Genomic DNA, 17,345 nt, shown 5'->3' with positions numbered 1-17,345 from the left:
CTTGCCTTCCATCAGGATATTCTGGTAGAACCGCCAAGTATTCAAGCCGATGTTGCCTTTTTCTTCAAAGAGGCTCATCGGTTTGAGCAGCGCCGCCGCGGAGCATGTCTGCCATTTTTTGAAGCGCTGCAAGTGCGCTGGCTGCTGGCCTCCCTGCCGATCAGCAGTTTAAAAGGCACGCGTAATCTGGAACAGCGACAACGCCGGCTGATGGACAACCTGCTCAGCGGTCAACCATGGGCAGTTGAAGAAATACGATTTGAGACTGAACTGATATTTTGTATTCGAAAATCATGAGCCGGCGAAAGAAAACCCTTTCTCCCAAACCTCAGCCCTCCATCGCCGCCCGGCAGACGGCCTTGCAGCAATTTGGTGAGTTGCTTTCAGCAGAAGAATATCAGCTACTGCTGGCTGAACTGGAACGCCCCTTGCGGCCGGCTTTTCGCATCAACACCCTTAAGACCTCGCCACAGGCGGTCAACGATTGGTGCAAATGGTACGGCTGGCAGGTGCAGCCGGTTGCTTTTTGCCCTACCGGCTGGCAGGTATATGAAGCGCACACCCCGCTCAGCCAGACCATTGAACACCGCTTTGGGCATTATTACATTCAGGATGCGGCCTCGATGTTGCCTGCAGAATTATTCGACTTGCCGGCTTCCCCCCGCCCGCTGATCCTTGATCTGGCAGCCTCGCCGGGCGGTAAAACCACTCACCTGATCAGCCGCACCCTGGACCGCGGACTGGTACTGGCAAACGACGCCGGAATGGAACGCATCACCCCTTTACGGCTGGTGCTCCAAAATTGGGGCACGGTGAATACAGCAGTTACGCGCTTCCCTGCCGAAAAGTTTGGGCGCTGGTTTCCAGCCATGTTTGACTGGGTGCTGCTGGATGCCCCTTGCAGTATGCAATCCTTGCGTCCAACCGAATCGCACCCGATGCGCCCCATCTCCACCCGTGAACAGACCAATCTGGCACACCGCCAAACCGCCATGCTCATTTCCGCACTGGCAGCCGTCAAACCCGGCGGACAGGTGGTGTATTCCACCTGCACACTTGCCCCTCAGGAGGACGAAGCCGTGCTGGATGAGGTGTTACGCCGCTTTCCCAACCGTGTGCAGGTGGATGAAATCTCCGCTCGTCTGCCCGCCCCTGCGCCGGCGCTGGCCGACGCCTTCGGACAGACCTTTCACCCACAGGTGCAAAATGCCCTGCGCCTCTGGCCGCACCGTTTTTCAACCTCCGGCTTTTTTGCCGCCCGGCTGACGCGTACCGGCGAAATTGGTCTGCCCACGGAGCCGAAACCAACCCGTCCCTTGCACCAGACTGGTCAGCAGCCCCTGCCCCGCCCCCAAGTACAGGAACTGGCCGACTGGCTGGAGACCACCTACGGCTTTGATTTATTGACCATTCTGGAAACCTATCATCTGGAACTGTGGCGCAGCCCAGCATCCATTTTTGCCGTACCTGCTGCATTTCTGGAACATTTCAACGATCTGCCGTGTCAAATGCTGGGTCTTAAGGTTCTCGAAGAAACACCCGAAGGCTGGCAGCCCGCGCACGAGTGGACGAATCGTTTTGCCCACCTTTTTCAAAGCGGACGCTTAACCCTGCCAAGCGACCTGTTGGATGAGTGGCTCAAAGGCAGAGATGTTCCCGTGCCAATTTTTTCAGGCAGCCAACCCCCGCTTTGGCTCGTTTTTGATGAACGCAATCGCGTCGTTGGCAGAGGGCGGCAGAGCGGAAACCGGTTGAAGAATTTGCTTCCACGCCGCGCAACGGGTTGAAAGCCATTCAGCCAGCCGGCACAATTTCACCGGTGCGGATATTCAGCCGGTAACGCAAACCAAAAGTATCCATAATGACCAGCACTTCGCTTTCCTGCCAATCAATCGGCAGGTATTGCCCTGGCTGATTCTGTAAGAAAAAGCGCACGGATCCAGTCACCAGATCAACCAGCACAAAAGAAGTTTGAATTTCCGCCGCGCCCGCCATGTTTTGCAGAATACTGAAGGCCAGCCGTCCATTATCTGGTGACCAGACCAGGCCACCCGCCAGCCAGCCGCTCTGCTCCCCCAGTCCAAGAAAATCCGTAAAAGAAATTTCACGGATAACTTCGCCGCTGATCCGATGAATCAGCAAACGGCCGCCCTGCAATGCAGCGAAAGATTCTCCATCCAGCGCGGCACGCAGCGAACCACACGCAGCGGTCAATTGGGTCGTTTCGCCATTTTGCAGATTGACATGGAACAAACCGCAGTCATAACCAAAAATAGTTGGATTTCCATCCGGGATTCCGTGTTCCGTATAAAACAGCCGGCTGCCATCCTTTTGCCAGTGAAACTGAGCCGGCAGGGTATAGCCCAATCCAAAGGGGCGTTCCTCATCCAGAACCTTCCACCGCAATTCGCCATCCGCACGGAATACCGAGAGCGAAACGCGATAATTTTCACCGCTGATTGAACCTTCCGCCGTCACCGGAAACGCCGCACTGACCTGGACAGTCCACTGACCGTCCGGCGAGTTGTAAAACCAGTCCTCATGACTCATTTTTTCAAGGATAACTGGCTCAGTGAAAGTTGGTTGAACTGCTGCGGTTTGCGGTGGTGGCAGCGTTTCCATTACTAAACTTTCAGCCGGCGAAGTGGGTGAGACCAGCAGCGGTTGAATGATTGCTGTTGGCAGGGGTGGTGTACCGCTTGTACAGGCAGCAATTCCCATCAATACCCCTATGAATAGCAAGTTACCCAACCGTTTGCTCATTTTCTCCTCCGGATTGATTGGCTTCATAACGGTCTAGCAGCAGAGCAGTTGCCACAATGGCAGCTGTTTCAGTGCGCAAAATACGTTTGCCCAGGCTGACCGGCAGCCAGCCAGCCTGTTCGGCTTGCTCGACTTCCTCCTTCTCCCAACCGCCTTCCGGTCCGATCAACAAGCCGGCACGGTTCTTTCCATCTTGCGGATGGACCACACGGCTGATGAACCGTCCGGTTTCACCCTCCCAGGCAATCAGAGCAATCTCAAATTCCCGTCCCAGCAAGAGAAAATCGCGCAACAGGGATGGTTGATCAAGATACGGCACAATTCCCCGCCCGGATTGTTCGGCGGCTTCCTGAATAATCCGCTGCCAGCGGGCAACCTTTTCCAATACCTGGGCGGTCTGTTGCACCAGACTGCGCCGCGTGACCAGCGGTACAATTCGAGACACGCCGATTTCGGTCACTTTTTGCAGCGTCCATTCAAACTTTTCCCGCTGGGTCAATGCCAGTCCCACCGTCAGGTGCAGGACGGGTTCACGCTCATTTTTCTGCCAGCCCAATACAATCCCGCTTGCCTCGCGGGAAGATAGATTGTCCAGTTGAACTACCGCCTCCCTGCCTGAACCATCCAGCGCAATCACCTTACACCCCGGGTTAAGACGCAAGACTTGCGCCATCTGACGGGCACATTCCTGCGGGAAATGAATCATACTTCCCTTGAAGGAGGAAGGCGGCACAAAAAATCGGTGCATATCCCAATTGTACCTGATGAGATGCGTTTTTTTGCTTGCACCTTCCCCAAATAATTTTGAATGAGAATTGTAATTATCACAATATGTCATTCATCGGTTTAGGTTTGGTTTGACATTTCGTAAAATCAAAGCAATCTTGCAGGAGAGTTTGCCACAATGAAACCCATGATTCTAAATCCCGAGAGCCGACTTGAAAAACTTAGCCGTCGCTGGTGGTTTTTGTTGATCATCATTTTGATCAGTTTCCTGCCGCTTTACTCCCAAACCTCCTACGACCCGCGCCAGACCTCACAGGTCATCAATAGCGTACTTGCTCAGCCGTTGATCTACTCCCTGCCCTCACTCTTTCCGCTCTTCAAGCTTGTCCCCATTGCGTTGACGGCGTGGTTGCTGGTTCGGCCGCACAGCGCATACCGCTGGTTTGCCTTGTACGCTGGCCTCAATTTACTTGGCATCGCCATCTTTCAAAACAGCGCAATCACCAGCCAGTATGGATTGGTCATCATTACCGGCAACATCATCCTGTTCGGCATCATTGCAGCCGCCTGGCTGGCAGAAGCAACCAAGCCCCGCTCGGATTTTTCACTGCGACCTCTGCCACGGCGGGCTTTGATCCTGTTCCCCATGATGCTGCTTGCTTTCTGGATGCCGATTCAGACCGATCCAATGAGGCTGCTTCTTGATCCAGCATTGTTTTTCACCAATGAAGCCGGATTGACGGGCTGCATGATGCTGCCCGTTTACACAGGATTTCTGGTGCTTTTTTATCCACAGGTGAATCGTGTATTACTGCGTCTGAGTGGCTTCATTGGGCTGTTGATCGCCCTTTTCAACCTGCTGACCCACTTTGTCCTTATCCCCGCCAATTTCTGGATGGGGGTACTGCATTTGCCCCTTTTCTTCATCTCGCTGGCAGCCTTCAGTTTGTCCGTACGTCAGCCGAAAAACCCGCCAGTCTGATTTCTCCGAAAATTAACCCAAGCCCGACTCCATCCGGTATAATTGCCGCGATATGGAAAAGTGGGTCAAAGACCTGAAAGCACTGGTGGGGATTCAATTGACAGCGCGGCAGATTGCCGCTTTTCAGCGATACGAGGACGAACTGCTGGAATGGAACAGCCGCATGAACCTAACCGCCATTCGGGATCGGGAGGGCATTCGCACCAAGCACTTTCTCGATTCGCTCAGTTGCATCCTCGCTTTTCGCGAGCGCCCGCCTGAACGCCTGATTGACATTGGCACAGGGGCCGGCTTTCCCGGCATTCCGCTCAAAATCATCTACCCGCGCATGAAACTGACGCTGGTCGAATCGGTTGGCAAAAAACTGGAATTTTGCCGCCACATGGTTGAAACCCTTGACCTGGAAGATGTGACCCTGCTGCAAGCCCGTGCTGAAGCATTGGGGCAGGACCGCGCCCACCGTGAACAGTATGACTGGGCGGTTGCCCGCGCAGTTGCCAACCTGCCCGTTTTAGCCGAATATCTTCTTCCGCTGGTTTCTCTGGGCGGCAGAATGCTGGCACAAAAGGGCGAAAGCGCCCACGCTGAAGCAGTTGCCGCGCAAAAAGCCATCCGTTTATTGGGAGGAGAACTCCAGCAGATCATTCCGGTGCTGGTGCCGGGCATCGCCGAAGAACGCTACCTGGTCGTTGTGGACAAAGTGGCTTCTACCCCGCCGGGTTACCCGCGGCGGGTTGGTTTACCTGCCCGCCGTCCGATTCAGTAATTCAAACGGGCTGATCAACCCGCTGAACACAGCCGGCCTGCACCTGCCACACAGCGCACTGGCGCACAAATGCCGCATTGAACAGCTTCAAATCGGTGGTAGTCAGCAAAGCCTGATCACATTCCCCCAAGGCGTTCAGCAAATCCGCGCGACGCTGGATATCCAGCTCGGCAAGGGTTTCATCCAGCAGCAGCACCGGCCATTCCCCAATTTTCTCCCGCATCCATGCCACTTCGGCCAGTTTCAACGCCATTAATGCCGTACGTACCTGACCGCGCGAGCCGAAATCGCCCAAATCAATGCCGTTTGCCGTAAAACGCACCTCATCGCGATGGGGGCCCACGGTGGTCACCCCGCGCTGAATTTCTTCAGCACGGACTGCCCTCAGGCGGGTAAGAAAACCCTCGCGGATCTCCTCTTCGGTGAAGCCGCTGCGGTCAACGGTAGTTTCGATGGGCAGGCTGTACTGCGTCCGCGAGGTAACTGCAGGGTCGTAGCCGGGGCGGTAAATCAGGCGCAGTACTTCTCTGCCTTCGGTCAGGCGGTCATGAATCCGCGCCGACAATCGTTCCAGTTCATTCAAGGCGCGGATGCGCGCCTGAATCAAAAAGGCGCCGCGTTGCGCTAAAAGAGTATCCCAGTAGATCAGCTGCTCACCATCCCCGCCGCGCTCAGCCAGTTGTTTTAACAAAGCATTGCGTTGGGCAACCACCTGTACATACTCGGTCAGCGCCTGAGCATAGCCCGGCATAATCTGTGAAAGGGTGAGATTCAGGTATCGCCGGCGCTCGTCTGGACCGCCTTCCAGAATTTGCGTCATTTGCGGCAGGAACAGAACCGCATTGAAGCAGCCCATGGCTTCCTGCATACTGCGCTTGACCCCGTCCACCAGAATTTCTTTACGCAGGCGTGCGCCGTTGGCACCTACCGCATCCTGAATCAGGCGGATTTCGAGGCGGTGTGCCTTGCCCCCGCGCTGAAAGTCGGCTACCAGCCGTGCAAACGGCAAATTTTCTTCCTCTGCCATGAAATTGATCAATTGTCGGTCATGCGCAGCATGAAACGAAGTAAAAGTTGCCAGAAAGTAGATTGCCTCCAACAGGGTGGTTTTGCCCTGGGCATTATCTCCCACCAGCAGTAAAATATGGCGCGGCACCTCCATATCCAGGCGGCTGAAGGCACGAAAATTGGTCAGCGAGAGATGGGTCAGGTGCATAAGCGCGTCTGAATAAGGCGGCTTGAACTGGACTAATCCAGCAGGGTGGCTTCTTCTTCGGGGGTGGGTTTCCAGACCCGCGTGGCGCGGTCGGTGAACAGGATACCTTCGAGATGGTCAATCTCATGCTGGAAGATGCGCGCCAGCCAGCCCTTTGCTTTAATCCGCACCGGCTGACCACGCCGGTTCTGACCGCGAATGACGACCTGCAAGGGGCGCTCCACCTCCCCTACCAGGCCGGGTATTGAAAGACAACCTTCAATCCCTTTTTCGGTTTCTGGCGATGCTTTGACAATTTCCGGATTGGCTACCACAAACAATTTTTTCGGCGCATTTTCTTCTTCGTCATCTTCGGCGTATTCCACCACAATCAGCCGCTCGGAAATACCCACCTGCGGGGCAGCCAGACCAACCCCCGGCGCCTCCCGCATGGTTTCCACCATATCATCAATTAATTTCTGCAAATTTGCATCAAATACCGTCACCTTGCGGGCTTTGCGTCGCAATACCTCATCCGGCACGGTCACAATTTCTCGAATTGCCATATGTTTTTTACCTGCTCAAAAAAATCATTAAATTGCCTGTAAATTGTACTACGAATTTTCACCCAATTGTGTCGGATTTTTACCGTTGACTTTCCCCTGCACCATGCGGTGGTACTCTTCAATCCAATCCGCCAGCTGTTCATTGATGGATGCTTCGGCCCTTTCTTCTTCGCGCTGTTTGAATTCCATGAAGCGCTGGAATAATTCACGCTGCACTTCCGAGGGGGCCATCACATTGTTGAAAGTTAACGTCGAGTCGCCCACCCGAATGTAAACCGTACCGAAATTCAAAATCAAACCAATCAATCCCAGCCGTTCAAAATCAATGCTGAGGATGTTTTTCAACGGGGCAGAACGTTTTTGTTCAGTGCCCAGTGGTTTTTTATAAACATCAATAATCGTATCGCGGGTGATGATGTAGCGGTCATTGCGCCAGTCCACATAGTTATACACCAGCCAGATCAGGGTAATGGGCAGGAATAAAACGCCGATAACCAGCCCTAACACCGGCGGCAGCGGAATGACACCGAAAAAGATGGAAATCATGGCTGCCAGAACCACCAAAGACAGGATCAGGGGTAATAGGGTTTTCTTAAGCAGGATAAACCAGTGGGTGCGGTAGATGATGGCGCCGTCCTTCTCCACTCGCAGCATGAACAAATCTGACAGGAATTGGGTCAACTTACCGCTTTTGACAACCGCTTTTACTTCCTGCGCCGTCGGCTGCGGAATCGGTTCATCCGCACCCAGTTGAAGTCTGCGGCGGATGATTTGATCAATGGACTCAAGCCGCGCACGTTTGCGGCTGGCTTTGGCTTTTTCGCGCATTTCATTGATCAAGTTCACAATCAGGTAGGGCTGCGCGAGGCGGGAGAGGATCAGTTCCCCAGTGTAAGTTCTTACGACAATGTCGCCATAGCCGATAATTCTCCCCAATTGAGTAGTGCGTACATCATCCGCCAGTACTGCATCCAGCGGCACTTCCTGCCGGCTGTCATAAATCAATAGAATTTTTCGCAAATAAGCCACCCGGCGATTGGTGACCACCGAATAATCGTTGTAAAAATCAATGATCACCCACGCCAACCAGGCAACATTGACCACTACAACCAGCAGCAATAATCCCATTCCCAGCGCCGACCCGCGAAAAAGCACCACATCCAGATAAGAAGTGACAATCGTTGTCAACAACGCCAGAATGACCGGTAAAATCAGGCGCAGAACCAGAAAAATGGGGTGATGACGGCCAATGTAATGAACCACCTCGCGCGGGCCGCGCCACGGCATCCGGATGCGCATTGCCAGTTGGTAACTGGCAGCCACCAGCCGAAAAGCGGCATCTACTTTGGGGTATTCTTTTTTCAGCTCTTCGATCAAATCGCCATTGAAACGCAGCACAATCACATTGGTGAGGGCCGTGGCGGTTGCCAGGCGCGGCGGTGGAGTGTCTGCCAGCGCTTCCTCGCCAAAATAGTCCTGCTCGCTGAGAATGATTTTTACCTCTTCATCTCTCTCATGGCGCACCAGCTCCACTCGCCCGCTGAGGAGGAAGTAAAAACTTTCCACCGGTGCATCCTGTTCAAAAATGACCTGCTTTTCCTGATAGAGAAACGCCTCAACCCGGTCGGCAACCTTTTCAATTTGCTCCGGACTCAGGCTGATGAACAGATGCGACCCGCGCAACAATTCGATGATGTCGTTGCGATTGACCTGCATACCTTAAAGTATATATGAAAACGGCTATTTCTTCGCCAGCCGGTCATGTTCCTTTTCAAAAATCCTCCGCAGAATGGCAACACTGGTTGCATAGGTGGAGTCCATTCCAAAGTAAGAAAGGGTGCCAGCCCCCAGATTCTTGCCTTTGCTGAGGGGCGTGTCAGAGGCATAATGCAAAATACCCAAATCGAAGGGAATTTCATATAAATTGACCACTTCATTAATCGGGTGGCGTTTGGGACGAAACATTTCGTATACCGCGGAAAGATATGGGCCGGCCTCCATCTCGATATCGGTGTAACCTTCGCGGTAAATCACATCCATTATGCGCGCGTTTTGTAAAAATGTGCCATACACACTGACTGCTTTCTGGTTATCCAACACGGTGCCATACAGCAAATAAGGTGCCACATGCGAGGCATTGAACGCATTCTGGAATAAAAAGGTGTTTTCTGAATGCTCATCCTGCACCACATTGGGAATCATCACATCCCCCAGCCGCCCATTCAGCGTTGCCGCCTTGCCCATGATGTAAACGCCCAAAATGGGATGAACATGCTCGGCAATCTTGACCAGCAGATTATAGGCGGCTACTCCTAACGGATAGTCAATGTTCAGAATCAAAGCATCACTGCGTTCCAGCCATTCAAGCCCGCCGGGCCGCACGCGCGGATCCAGTCGGGCAGGGTTTAAGCGGCGCAGTTCAATTACCTGTGCCTCAACATCAAAATAATGTTCGCTGGGAATGCGAAGGATACCCAGATGAGTTTCATCCATTGCCTGAGCATGAATCAGCGCGCGGCCTTCGCTGGTTTGCTGGTACTTCTTCAAGACATAATAGAGAAAGTTTTCCTGACTGGAAGGCACCTGACCATTGCTGATGCTCTCCCACTCGCGTTTCAACTCTTCGTTTTCTTTTCGCTCCAAAAAGCGCATCAGTTCTTCGCGGTGCAACAGGGCAAACCCGCTCAACAAATTGATCAGCGAGTGGGTATTGCTGGAAACAAAGTAAACCGGCCGGCTACCCAGCTGCGGACAGCACCGTTCAATGTTATCCCACCATGCGCGGGTGGCACGGCGGTAATCCGCCAGTGAACCGCTCAATAACCTTACTCCGATACGACAGCGTTTATGAGCAATGCGCTGTAAGTTGGCGTAAAAGTCCTTGCCCCACACCGTACGCAGCCGTTCAAGGTCTTCCACGGTCATTTCCAGCGTTTCGGCCAGCTGGCGGAAGGCATCTTCATCTTTTGCCAGCGTGCGGGCATTGAGCGGCCGCTGCCAGCGTTGCAGCAAATGATGCAGTTTATTCCACTCAATTTGATAGGCCGTGAGAGTCGGGATAATGTCATCAATATCCGAACGGCTGGCGATGTAACAGGCAAGCGTATCCCGGCCGTTGAAGAAACAACGTCGCCGACGTGCCCGCGCTGAAACCGGCTGCCATTTTTCAACCAGGTCATATCCATGCTGCTGGAAAACACTGGCGCTCTGCCCCAGTACCACCGAACGCACTTCGGTCATACAATCCGGCAGGCGCAGCGAACTGTAAATAAATGCCGACGTATCCGGGCTGACCTGGCGGGCATTCGGGTGCAGCGAAGAGTTAGTGGCAGCGTGAATTTCTTCCAGCGAACGAATCTGCACTTCTGCAGAGGTTCGCAGCAGGGAGTAAATCGTTCGCAAGTACAGATCAATTTCTTCGGATGCGGTGCGGGGAACGGTTCTCTCCATACCCCAAATTGTATCACGAGGGCTGCCCAAGCATGCGGATCAAACTTTGCTTTACCCGCGCCACGGATCGTTTGACCGGTTCACTGAGCGGGGCATCAAATTCCAGATTCTGCGGTTGAATACCCAACAGGGCCACCTGACAGCCCAATTCTCGCTGCAAAAAATTGGCCAGTACCGAAGGCGGCAGAGTATGAGTAGAAGCACTCAAACCCTCCAGTGAGTTAACCGCCACCAGCATCACGCTGCCGGGTGGTTGATCCATTTCCGCACTGTCCACCATCAAGACCAGATGAGGGCGAAAGCGGCGCAGCCTTGCGGTGTAATTTTCCGGGGCTGTGCCGCCTTCAACCAGCAGAAGATGATTCAAGTGATTCAGTTTCTTTTGCAGGGTGCGCACGACAAGCACCCCCGCCGCATCATCTCCGTTGAACTCATTACCAATTCCGACTACTGCGATTCTGAGCGTTTCACCGTTTGATTGGCTTGCAACCTCACTCGCAAGGTGTTTCAGCAGGCTGCGCAGCTGCACGTTCCAGAAGGAAGCGGATATCCTCATCTTTCCCATAAAACACTTCCAGTGGCTGCTTTTCGGTAACCGCCTGTTCCCATTCCTCATCACTCAATTCAAGACACTTAAACCGGCAGGAAACAACACACTGGGAACAGTAAATACAGCGGTCCTGATGGTAGCGCATGACAAATCGTTTGTTGACCTTGTCAATGACGATCAATTCAATTGCATTTGCCGGGCAGTCTTTGACGCACAACTGACAGCCGGTGCATTTTTCCGGATCCCAATGCAATGTACCGCGAAACCGCTCCGGTGCCGGATGCCGCTCAAATGGATATTTACGGGTTACCGGTTTTTTGAACAAGGACTTAATCAGGTCTTCGATCATGGAACCAAAGCTCATCGTATCACCCTCACAACCACCATTGACGGATATAAATGCCGGCCAGAATTGCCAGTATTTGTACCAGCCCCATTAAGGCGCCAACCCGCCACCACAAGCCCACAGTCTGGTCAATCCTCAGGCGGGCAAAGGCGGTTTGCAGTAAGGCCATCACCAGCAGCAAGCCGCCGGTTTTGAGCAGAAATTCCAGCGGATTGGAAACCCCACCCAGATAAAAAGCCGCTACCAGTGTCAAACCGATCACCAGTTCAATATCCTTGGCAAGGCGGAACAGGGCAAATCCGCGTCCGCTGTACTCGGTCAATGCGCCGGCGACGATTTCGGTTTCCGCTTCGGGTGCATCGAACGGCGGCAATTCCAGTTTGCCCATCAGACCCACCAGCGCAACCAGAAAACCAATCGGTTGTGCAACAATAAACCAGGTGGTTTCGCCGGCAAAGGCGTTGATTTTGCTGATTTGCCAGCTTTGGGCTGCCAGTGCCGGGCCGATCATTGCCAGCAGAAAGGGGGCTTCGTAAGAAAACAACTGAGTCAGCGTGCGGGTTGCGCCTACCAGCGAAAAGCGGTCTACCGAATTTGCCCCCGCCAGCCCCAGTGAAATGGTCAACGCACTGAGCAGGTAAATCGTGACGATCAGATCACCCTGAAACGAGAAGAAGGGCTGCACTCCAAACATGGGCACATACAACGCCGCTGTCAATGCCGAAGCCAGTGCAATGATCGGCAGAGCAATAAACAGCCCGCGATGTGCGCCGGCTGGAATGATTTCTTCCTTTGCCAGCAGTTTCAGCATATCGGCCAGCGGCTGAAGGAAACGTGGACCGACCCGGTTTTGGAAACGGGCTACCAGTTTACGGTCAGCCCATTGAAAGACCAGTCCACTGGCCAGCAAAAACAAACCGCCCGGAAAGAACAACAGCACAATGAGAGGATGGATCGTCAAATTCATCGGTAGTACTCTATCCCATAGTTTCTCAAATCTGCCCACGTCCACACTTGCGGGTCTTGCCGATTGCGTTTGACCATCACCAGACGGTCGTTGCACGAAAAGCACGGGTCAATACCCGCCAGAATCATCGGCATATCCGCCAGTTTGTGGCCAACTGCCAGCGTGATGACCGTTCCCCAATTGCACAGACTGGGGGTGCGCACTTTAACCCTTTCCGGCTTTTCGCCGCCATTACTGGCGATGAAGTAAAACAGCTCCCCGCGCGGCGCTTCCACCCGGCTGATGGTTTCGCCAGCCGGAATACGACGCGGTACCCGCGTCACCAGTTCACTCTCCGGCATATTGTCAAAAATCCGGCGCAGCACACGGATACTCTCCATTGTTTCCAAAATTCGCACCACAAAGCGGGCGTGTAAATCACCCTCTTTTGCTACCACCATCTCCACCGGAAATTCAGCATAGGCCGCATAAGGCGCATCCACACGCACATCATAGGCAAAATTCGAAGCGCGCGCAGTCGGTCCAACCGCGCCCAGCAGTTGAGCCTGTTCGCGTGTCATCGTTCCAATTCCGCGCGTGCGGCCTATAAAGGTTTCGTCGTTATTGACCACATCCAGATAATGGAGCAGCCGCTCTTCCAGATAATTCAATCCCTCGCGGATTTTATCCATCATCTCCAGGGGAATATCGTACTTCACCCCGCCAATCAGGTTGGCGGAGTAATGCACGCGGTTGCCGCTGAGCATTTCCAGCATATCCATGACCACTTCGCGGTCGCGCCACGAATACATGAAAAGCGCATCAAAACCACCCTCATGGGCTGCCACCCCCAGCCACAGCATATGACTGTGAATCCGCTCCAGTTCAGCAAAAATTTCGCGAATGGCACGCGCCCGCGGGGGTGCCTCGACACCGGCGAGTTTTTCAACACCCTGCACAAACGCGGTGGCATGAATGTGCGAACAAATCCCACAAATCCGTTCCATCAGGTACAGGTTCTGCGTCCAGGTGCGGTCTTCTGCGCCTTTTTCGATGCCGCGATGGACATAGCCCAAACGCACACTGGCGCCGGTAACGATTTCACCATCCACCACAAACTCAAAGTGCCCGGGTTCCTTCAAGGCCGGGTGCTGCGGGCCAATTGGCACAATAAAACGATTTTCACCTTGCGGTTCAAATGTCATTTTAACCTCCTTCGGCTGCACCACTAACTCTGGCAGGGGGTACGAACGACTTACGCAAAGGGTACACCCCTTCGGGCCAGCTGTCCGCCAGGATCAGACGGCTGGTATCGGGTGTGCCTTCCGCCCTGACTCCAAACATTTCCATCAGTTCGCGTTCTCCCAGGGTAGCAGAGGGGATTAGCGGGCAAATGCTCGGCAGCACTGCATCCGAATAGGGCACCCGCACCCGCAAACTGACCACCGCAGCGCCGGAGCAAAAGCTATACAGCACCTCAATTTCCCCTTCCACGGGGGTTTGCCCCGCTTCAACCGTTGCAGCCGGCCGGTCGATCCCTGTAATCGTCGAAAGATAGCCCCAGCGGGCTTCTATCAAGGCTTTGATTGCCGGCAGCAGATTCTCCCGCCGCAGAAAAACATCCAAACGGTTCGGTTCGGGAGAATTAAAGGACTGGGCAAACGGCTGGAGCAGATTTTGCGCATTTTGGAGGATTTGCTCGGTCGCACTCATTTTCCCACCTCCGGTTGTGACATTTCTAAACCTGCCGGTAATTCCACCGTCATGGTGCGCTCCGGGCGTTTTCCGCTTTTCAAGGCTTCCAGTAATACCGCCACACCGTAAATGATGCCCTCCGGACGCGGTGGGCAGCCCGGCACAAAAACATCCACCGGCAGCACCTCATCAATGCCATGAACGATGTTGTAACAGCCATGGAATACGCCCCCGGAAAGCCCGCACGAACCAACCGCGATGACAAATTTTGGTTCGGGCATCTGCCAGTAAATCCGCAGCAGGCGGTCTTTGGCTTGCAGCGATACCGGCCCGGTGCAGATCAGTACGTCGGCATGGCGGGGAGATCCCTGCAGCTTGATTCCAAAGCGTTCCACGTCATAGCGCGGGGTCAGGGTTGCCAGGATTTCAATATCACAGCCATTGCACGAACCACTGTTAAAGTGAATCGCCCACGGGGAATTGACCCGCGCCCAGGTACGGATTTTATCCAGCGCCTGCTGCCATGGTTTGCTCAACTCAACACCCATTCAAACCTCCTCTGCGAACCCAAATCCGATTCAACCTATCCTAATAATAATGCAATCATCGCCAAAATCAAACCCAGCAAAAACGGCAGAATCGCCGCACTGAACTCGCCGGTACCCAGTACCAGCATCCCCAGGTGGAGAATGGCAAAGAAAAAGGCGATCAGGAAAAAGGGGCGGTAACCCGGCGCTGCTGCGGTAACCGGCGCTTCTTCACCGCTGCCATACGCGCTTTCTTTGATGGGAGAGGGATTTTCCGGCCCTGCCAGCACTTTTCCCAGCCGTTCGATAATCAATACCAGCGGTATGTAGAGTAGAAATGCCAGTGGAGGAGAGAGAAGAATTTCCATAAACCTTTAGCTCCTTAACCGCCCAACGCAGCCAGCAAACTTTGGGCAGCGGGTTGAGTCAACCAGCCTGCCAGCGAGGGCCAAAAGCCCAATATGACTACGCCCACCGTCAGAACAATCAACACCGCATTCATCCACACCGAAACCGGTTGACCGGTTTGAATCGTTGTAGAAGGATGATGCCGGTACATACGGTTGATCAATGGGGCATAATAGGCCAGTGAAAGGACACTGTTAAGAGCAGCAAAAATCACCAGCACAATTGCCCAGGTCTGGCGTGTTTCAAAACCACCTACAAAAATTTGCCACTTGGACATAAACCCAGCCAGTGGGGGAATACCACCCAGACCCAGCAGCGCCACACTCAGACTGAATGCCGCCAGGGGATAGCGGTTTGCCGCGCCGTCCAAATCTTCAACCATCAAAGGCTGATGTTTGCCGTTCGCAAGGTACAAAGCATATAGCAGCGCCCCGGCAGCAAGGAATGCCAGTCCTTTCATTAAGCCGTGCGTCAATATGTGGAAGAAACCGCCCGCAGCCGCGTTGCTTGCCCCAAAGGCAAAGGCGCATCCAATCCCCAACAGAATATAACCCATGTGGCTGAGACTGGAAAACGCCAAAAGGCGTTTGACCTGCGTCTGACGCAGGGCCATCAGGTTGCCCAGCAGCATATTCAGGGCAGCAAATCCCAGCAGGAAGACCCCCCATAAATCACTGACCGCAAACAATGCCCCCAATGCGCGCAACAGCGCAATCAGCCCGGCCTCAATGACGACACCCGAAAGCATGGCGCTGATTCCGCTGGGCGCCTGCGAGTGAGCATCCGGCAGCCAGGTATGCAACGGCACCAGGGCGGCTTTGACCCCGAAGCCGATCAGGAACAAAGCGCCCGCCGCCAGCATGACCGGCGTCAGCGGCGCATTGGCGCGAATACCGGCAAAGGCCAGGCTGCCGGTCTGCCCGAACACGAGCGCAATTCCAATCAGCACAAAGGCTGAGCCGACCGCACTTTGCACCAGATATTTGACACCCGCTTCCAGGGCAGCCGGTGACTGGCGGTGAAATGATACCAGCGGATATGAGGCGATGGCCATCAACTCAAACCAGACCCACAGGTTGAACAGGTCACTGGTGCAGCCCAAACCAATCATTCCGCCAATCATCATACTGAGCAGGGCGTAAAATTTTTCCTGATGTTCCTCCTTGCTCAAGTAAGGGCCTGAAAACAGAGTAACCAGGATGCCCAGCACCAGCACCAGACCGGCCAGCAGCGCACCAACCCCATCCATTTGAAGCCGAATCACTCCCAGTGAAAACGAAATCACCATCCCTTGCGTGAAGAGCATCTGCGCCACAAGGCTGAAAGGAACAAAAGCCGCCAGCAGCACCACCAAAGCCACCCAGCGCGAAGGATTAACGCCCGCCTGTTTTCTTTCCACCAGCCGGCCGATCAAATAAATCAGCGGCGCCCCCAGCAGGGGTAAAGCAACGACGAGGAGAAATGCCAGGCCCGCTTCCATGTCAACGCCCTCCCACGGCCAGACTTGCCAGCAAAATCAGCAAAGCACACACAATCGCAAACACATTCCAGTTCAACAAACCCGGCTGGGTAACCCGCAACGCTTCTGCCAGTTTTTGGGTGGCAATGACCACCCCGCGGTTGATCGCCTCGAAACCAAAACTCTCGGCTGCCGCTTTGCTCACTCCGCCGAGTGCCTGACCGAGCGGGATCAAACGCTTACGCTGCCAGCCAGCCAGCAAGCCAATTGCCACCACCCCCAATGCCAGATAAGTCGCCGGCGCAGCAATGACTTCCTCGACCATAGCCCATGTGCTGTGAACTTCCAGATGATGAGCCGGTAAACTTTCTGCCAGCAGATGACCAAAAGGCCCGGCCAGCAACCAGGTGGTCAGGCTGCCAATTGCCAGCGGCAACAGGGCCACCTTCATCGCACTGCCGGCATCATGAACATGCAGACCGGCGCGTGCCTCGCCGTAAAAGACCATTGCGATCATGCGCACGGTGTAAAATGCCGTCAGCCCGACCACCAGGACCATCAACCCATATAACCAGAGCGGATTGCCGTGCAGGCCCGCTTCCAGAATCAACTCTTTGCTCCAAAAACCGTTGAAAATTGGGATACCTGCCAGCGCCAAACCACCCACGATAAACACCGCCCTCGTCAAAGGCATGTGCTGACCAAGACCGCCCATCTGGCGCATATCGCGTGTGCCAATCGAGTGAATGACTGCACCGGCCGCCAGAAACAACAGCGCTTTGAAAACAGAATGGCTGAGCAAGTGAAACTGGCTGGCAAACACTCCCCCCGCCCCAACCGCATAAACCATGAAGCCCAACTGTGAAACGGTGGAATACGCCAGCACACGTTTCAGGTCGGTGGCAACCATTGCCATCATGGCTGCCAGCAGCGCCGAAAGCATCCCGCAAATCATCACCGCTTCAC

Annotated in this window: 19 protein-coding genes; 4 read left to right on the top strand and 15 right to left on the bottom strand. The window is 54.2% G+C overall.

What is annotated here, in order from left to right; translation table 11 throughout:
* Both VAE48_RS10465 and VAE48_RS10460 read left to right on the top strand, forming a co-directional pair.
* Positions 1-297, top strand: a 297-nt coding sequence (locus tag VAE48_RS10465) for a hypothetical protein (RefSeq protein ID WP_322793272.1), incomplete at its 5' end; no start/stop codon positions are given.
* Entirely contained in the window at positions 294-1,787 is a 1,494-nt protein-coding gene (locus VAE48_RS10460; protein ID WP_322793271.1) for a hypothetical protein, read from the top strand. The genes VAE48_RS10465 and VAE48_RS10460, both read left to right, overlap by 4 nt.
* Before the next feature lie 7 nt (positions 1,788-1,794).
* Here VAE48_RS10460 and VAE48_RS10455 read toward each other — a convergent pair whose 3' ends face one another.
* Positions 1,795-2,763 carry a hypothetical protein gene (locus VAE48_RS10455; protein ID WP_322793270.1) on the bottom strand — a complete coding sequence of 323 codons (969 nt, stop codon included), beginning with the start codon at positions 2,761-2,763 and terminating at the stop codon, positions 1,795-1,797.
* Positions 2,744-3,511, bottom strand: coding sequence for an RsmE family RNA methyltransferase (locus tag VAE48_RS10450; protein WP_322793269.1), 768 nt, complete (start codon positions 3,509-3,511; stop codon positions 2,744-2,746). Before VAE48_RS10450 ends, VAE48_RS10455 begins: the two co-directional genes overlap by 20 nt.
* Positions 3,512-3,667: 156 nt before the next feature.
* On the opposite strand from VAE48_RS10450, the gene VAE48_RS10445 reads away from it, so the two are divergent.
* Both VAE48_RS10445 and rsmG read left to right on the top strand, forming a co-directional pair.
* Positions 3,668-4,471, top strand: a complete 804-nt coding sequence (locus VAE48_RS10445; protein WP_322793268.1) for a hypothetical protein — start codon at positions 3,668-3,670, stop codon at positions 4,469-4,471.
* A gap of 52 nt (positions 4,472-4,523) precedes the next feature.
* Positions 4,524-5,237: a 16S rRNA (guanine(527)-N(7))-methyltransferase RsmG gene (gene rsmG / locus VAE48_RS10440; protein WP_322793267.1), complete on the top strand. Its 714-nt coding sequence runs from the start codon at positions 4,524-4,526 to the stop codon at positions 5,235-5,237.
* Between the two features lies 1 nt (position 5,238).
* Here the strand turns inward: rsmG and recF are convergent, their stop codons facing one another.
* The 13 genes from recF to VAE48_RS10375 form a co-directional block, all read right to left on the bottom strand.
* The gene (gene recF / locus VAE48_RS10435; RefSeq protein ID WP_322793266.1) at positions 5,239-6,453 is read right to left on the bottom strand and encodes a DNA replication/repair protein RecF; all 1,215 of its coding nucleotides are present in this window, start codon (positions 6,451-6,453) and stop codon (positions 5,239-5,241) included.
* A 32-nt stretch (positions 6,454-6,485) separates the two neighbouring features.
* The gene (gene def / locus VAE48_RS10430; RefSeq protein ID WP_322793265.1) at positions 6,486-6,998 is read right to left on the bottom strand and encodes a peptide deformylase; all 513 of its coding nucleotides are present in this window, start codon (positions 6,996-6,998) and stop codon (positions 6,486-6,488) included.
* Between the two features lie 48 nt (positions 6,999-7,046).
* Entirely contained in the window at positions 7,047-8,714 is a 1,668-nt protein-coding gene (locus VAE48_RS10425; RefSeq protein ID WP_322793264.1) for a cyclic nucleotide-binding domain-containing protein, read from the bottom strand.
* A 24-nt stretch (positions 8,715-8,738) separates the two neighbouring features.
* On the bottom strand, positions 8,739-10,448 hold the full coding sequence (locus tag VAE48_RS10420) for a DUF6909 family protein (RefSeq protein ID WP_322793263.1): 1,710 nt from the start codon (positions 10,446-10,448) through the stop codon (positions 8,739-8,741).
* A 13-nt stretch (positions 10,449-10,461) separates the two neighbouring features.
* Positions 10,462-11,004: a hydrogenase maturation peptidase HycI gene (gene hycI, locus VAE48_RS10415; RefSeq protein ID WP_322793262.1), complete on the bottom strand. Its 543-nt coding sequence runs from the start codon at positions 11,002-11,004 to the stop codon at positions 10,462-10,464.
* A complete protein-coding gene (locus tag VAE48_RS10410) occupies positions 10,940-11,362 on the bottom strand; it encodes a 4Fe-4S binding protein (RefSeq protein WP_322793261.1) in 423 nt (140 codons plus the stop codon). Before VAE48_RS10410 ends, hycI begins: the two co-directional genes overlap by 65 nt.
* 10 nt (positions 11,363-11,372) lie before the next feature.
* Positions 11,373-12,311: a complex I subunit 1 family protein gene (locus VAE48_RS10405; protein ID WP_322793260.1), complete on the bottom strand. Its 939-nt coding sequence runs from the start codon at positions 12,309-12,311 to the stop codon at positions 11,373-11,375.
* Complete coding sequence (locus tag VAE48_RS10400; protein WP_322793259.1) at positions 12,308-13,495, bottom strand: nickel-dependent hydrogenase large subunit; 1,188 nt, start codon at positions 13,493-13,495, stop codon at positions 12,308-12,310. The genes VAE48_RS10405 and VAE48_RS10400 overlap by 4 nt, the downstream gene beginning before the upstream one ends.
* 1 nt (position 13,496) lies before the next feature.
* Complete coding sequence (locus VAE48_RS10395; protein WP_322793258.1) at positions 13,497-14,003, bottom strand: NADH-quinone oxidoreductase subunit C; 507 nt, start codon at positions 14,001-14,003, stop codon at positions 13,497-13,499.
* Positions 14,000-14,533: an NADH-quinone oxidoreductase subunit B family protein gene (locus VAE48_RS10390; protein WP_322793257.1), complete on the bottom strand. Its 534-nt coding sequence runs from the start codon at positions 14,531-14,533 to the stop codon at positions 14,000-14,002. The genes VAE48_RS10395 and VAE48_RS10390 overlap by 4 nt, the downstream gene beginning before the upstream one ends.
* A gap of 35 nt (positions 14,534-14,568) precedes the next feature.
* Positions 14,569-14,880 (bottom strand): hypothetical protein, encoded by a 312-nt coding sequence (locus VAE48_RS10385; protein WP_322793256.1) that lies wholly within the window; start codon positions 14,878-14,880, stop codon positions 14,569-14,571.
* Positions 14,881-14,894: 14 nt separating this feature from the next.
* Positions 14,895-16,400 (bottom strand): complex I subunit 5 family protein, encoded by a 1,506-nt coding sequence (locus tag VAE48_RS10380; RefSeq protein WP_322793255.1) that lies wholly within the window; start codon positions 16,398-16,400, stop codon positions 14,895-14,897.
* Between the two features lies 1 nt (position 16,401).
* Positions 16,402-17,345 (bottom strand): proton-conducting transporter membrane subunit (locus tag VAE48_RS10375; protein ID WP_322793254.1); only part of this gene is annotated, 944 nt, incomplete at its 5' end.

Origin of the sequence: Bellilinea sp., assembly GCF_034432615.1 — a bacterium.
Lineage (GTDB): Bacteria > Chloroflexota > Anaerolineae > Anaerolineales > Anaerolineaceae > Bellilinea.
Note: the sequence above shows the minus strand (reverse complement) of the source record. Positions and strands in the feature narration are given on the sequence as shown.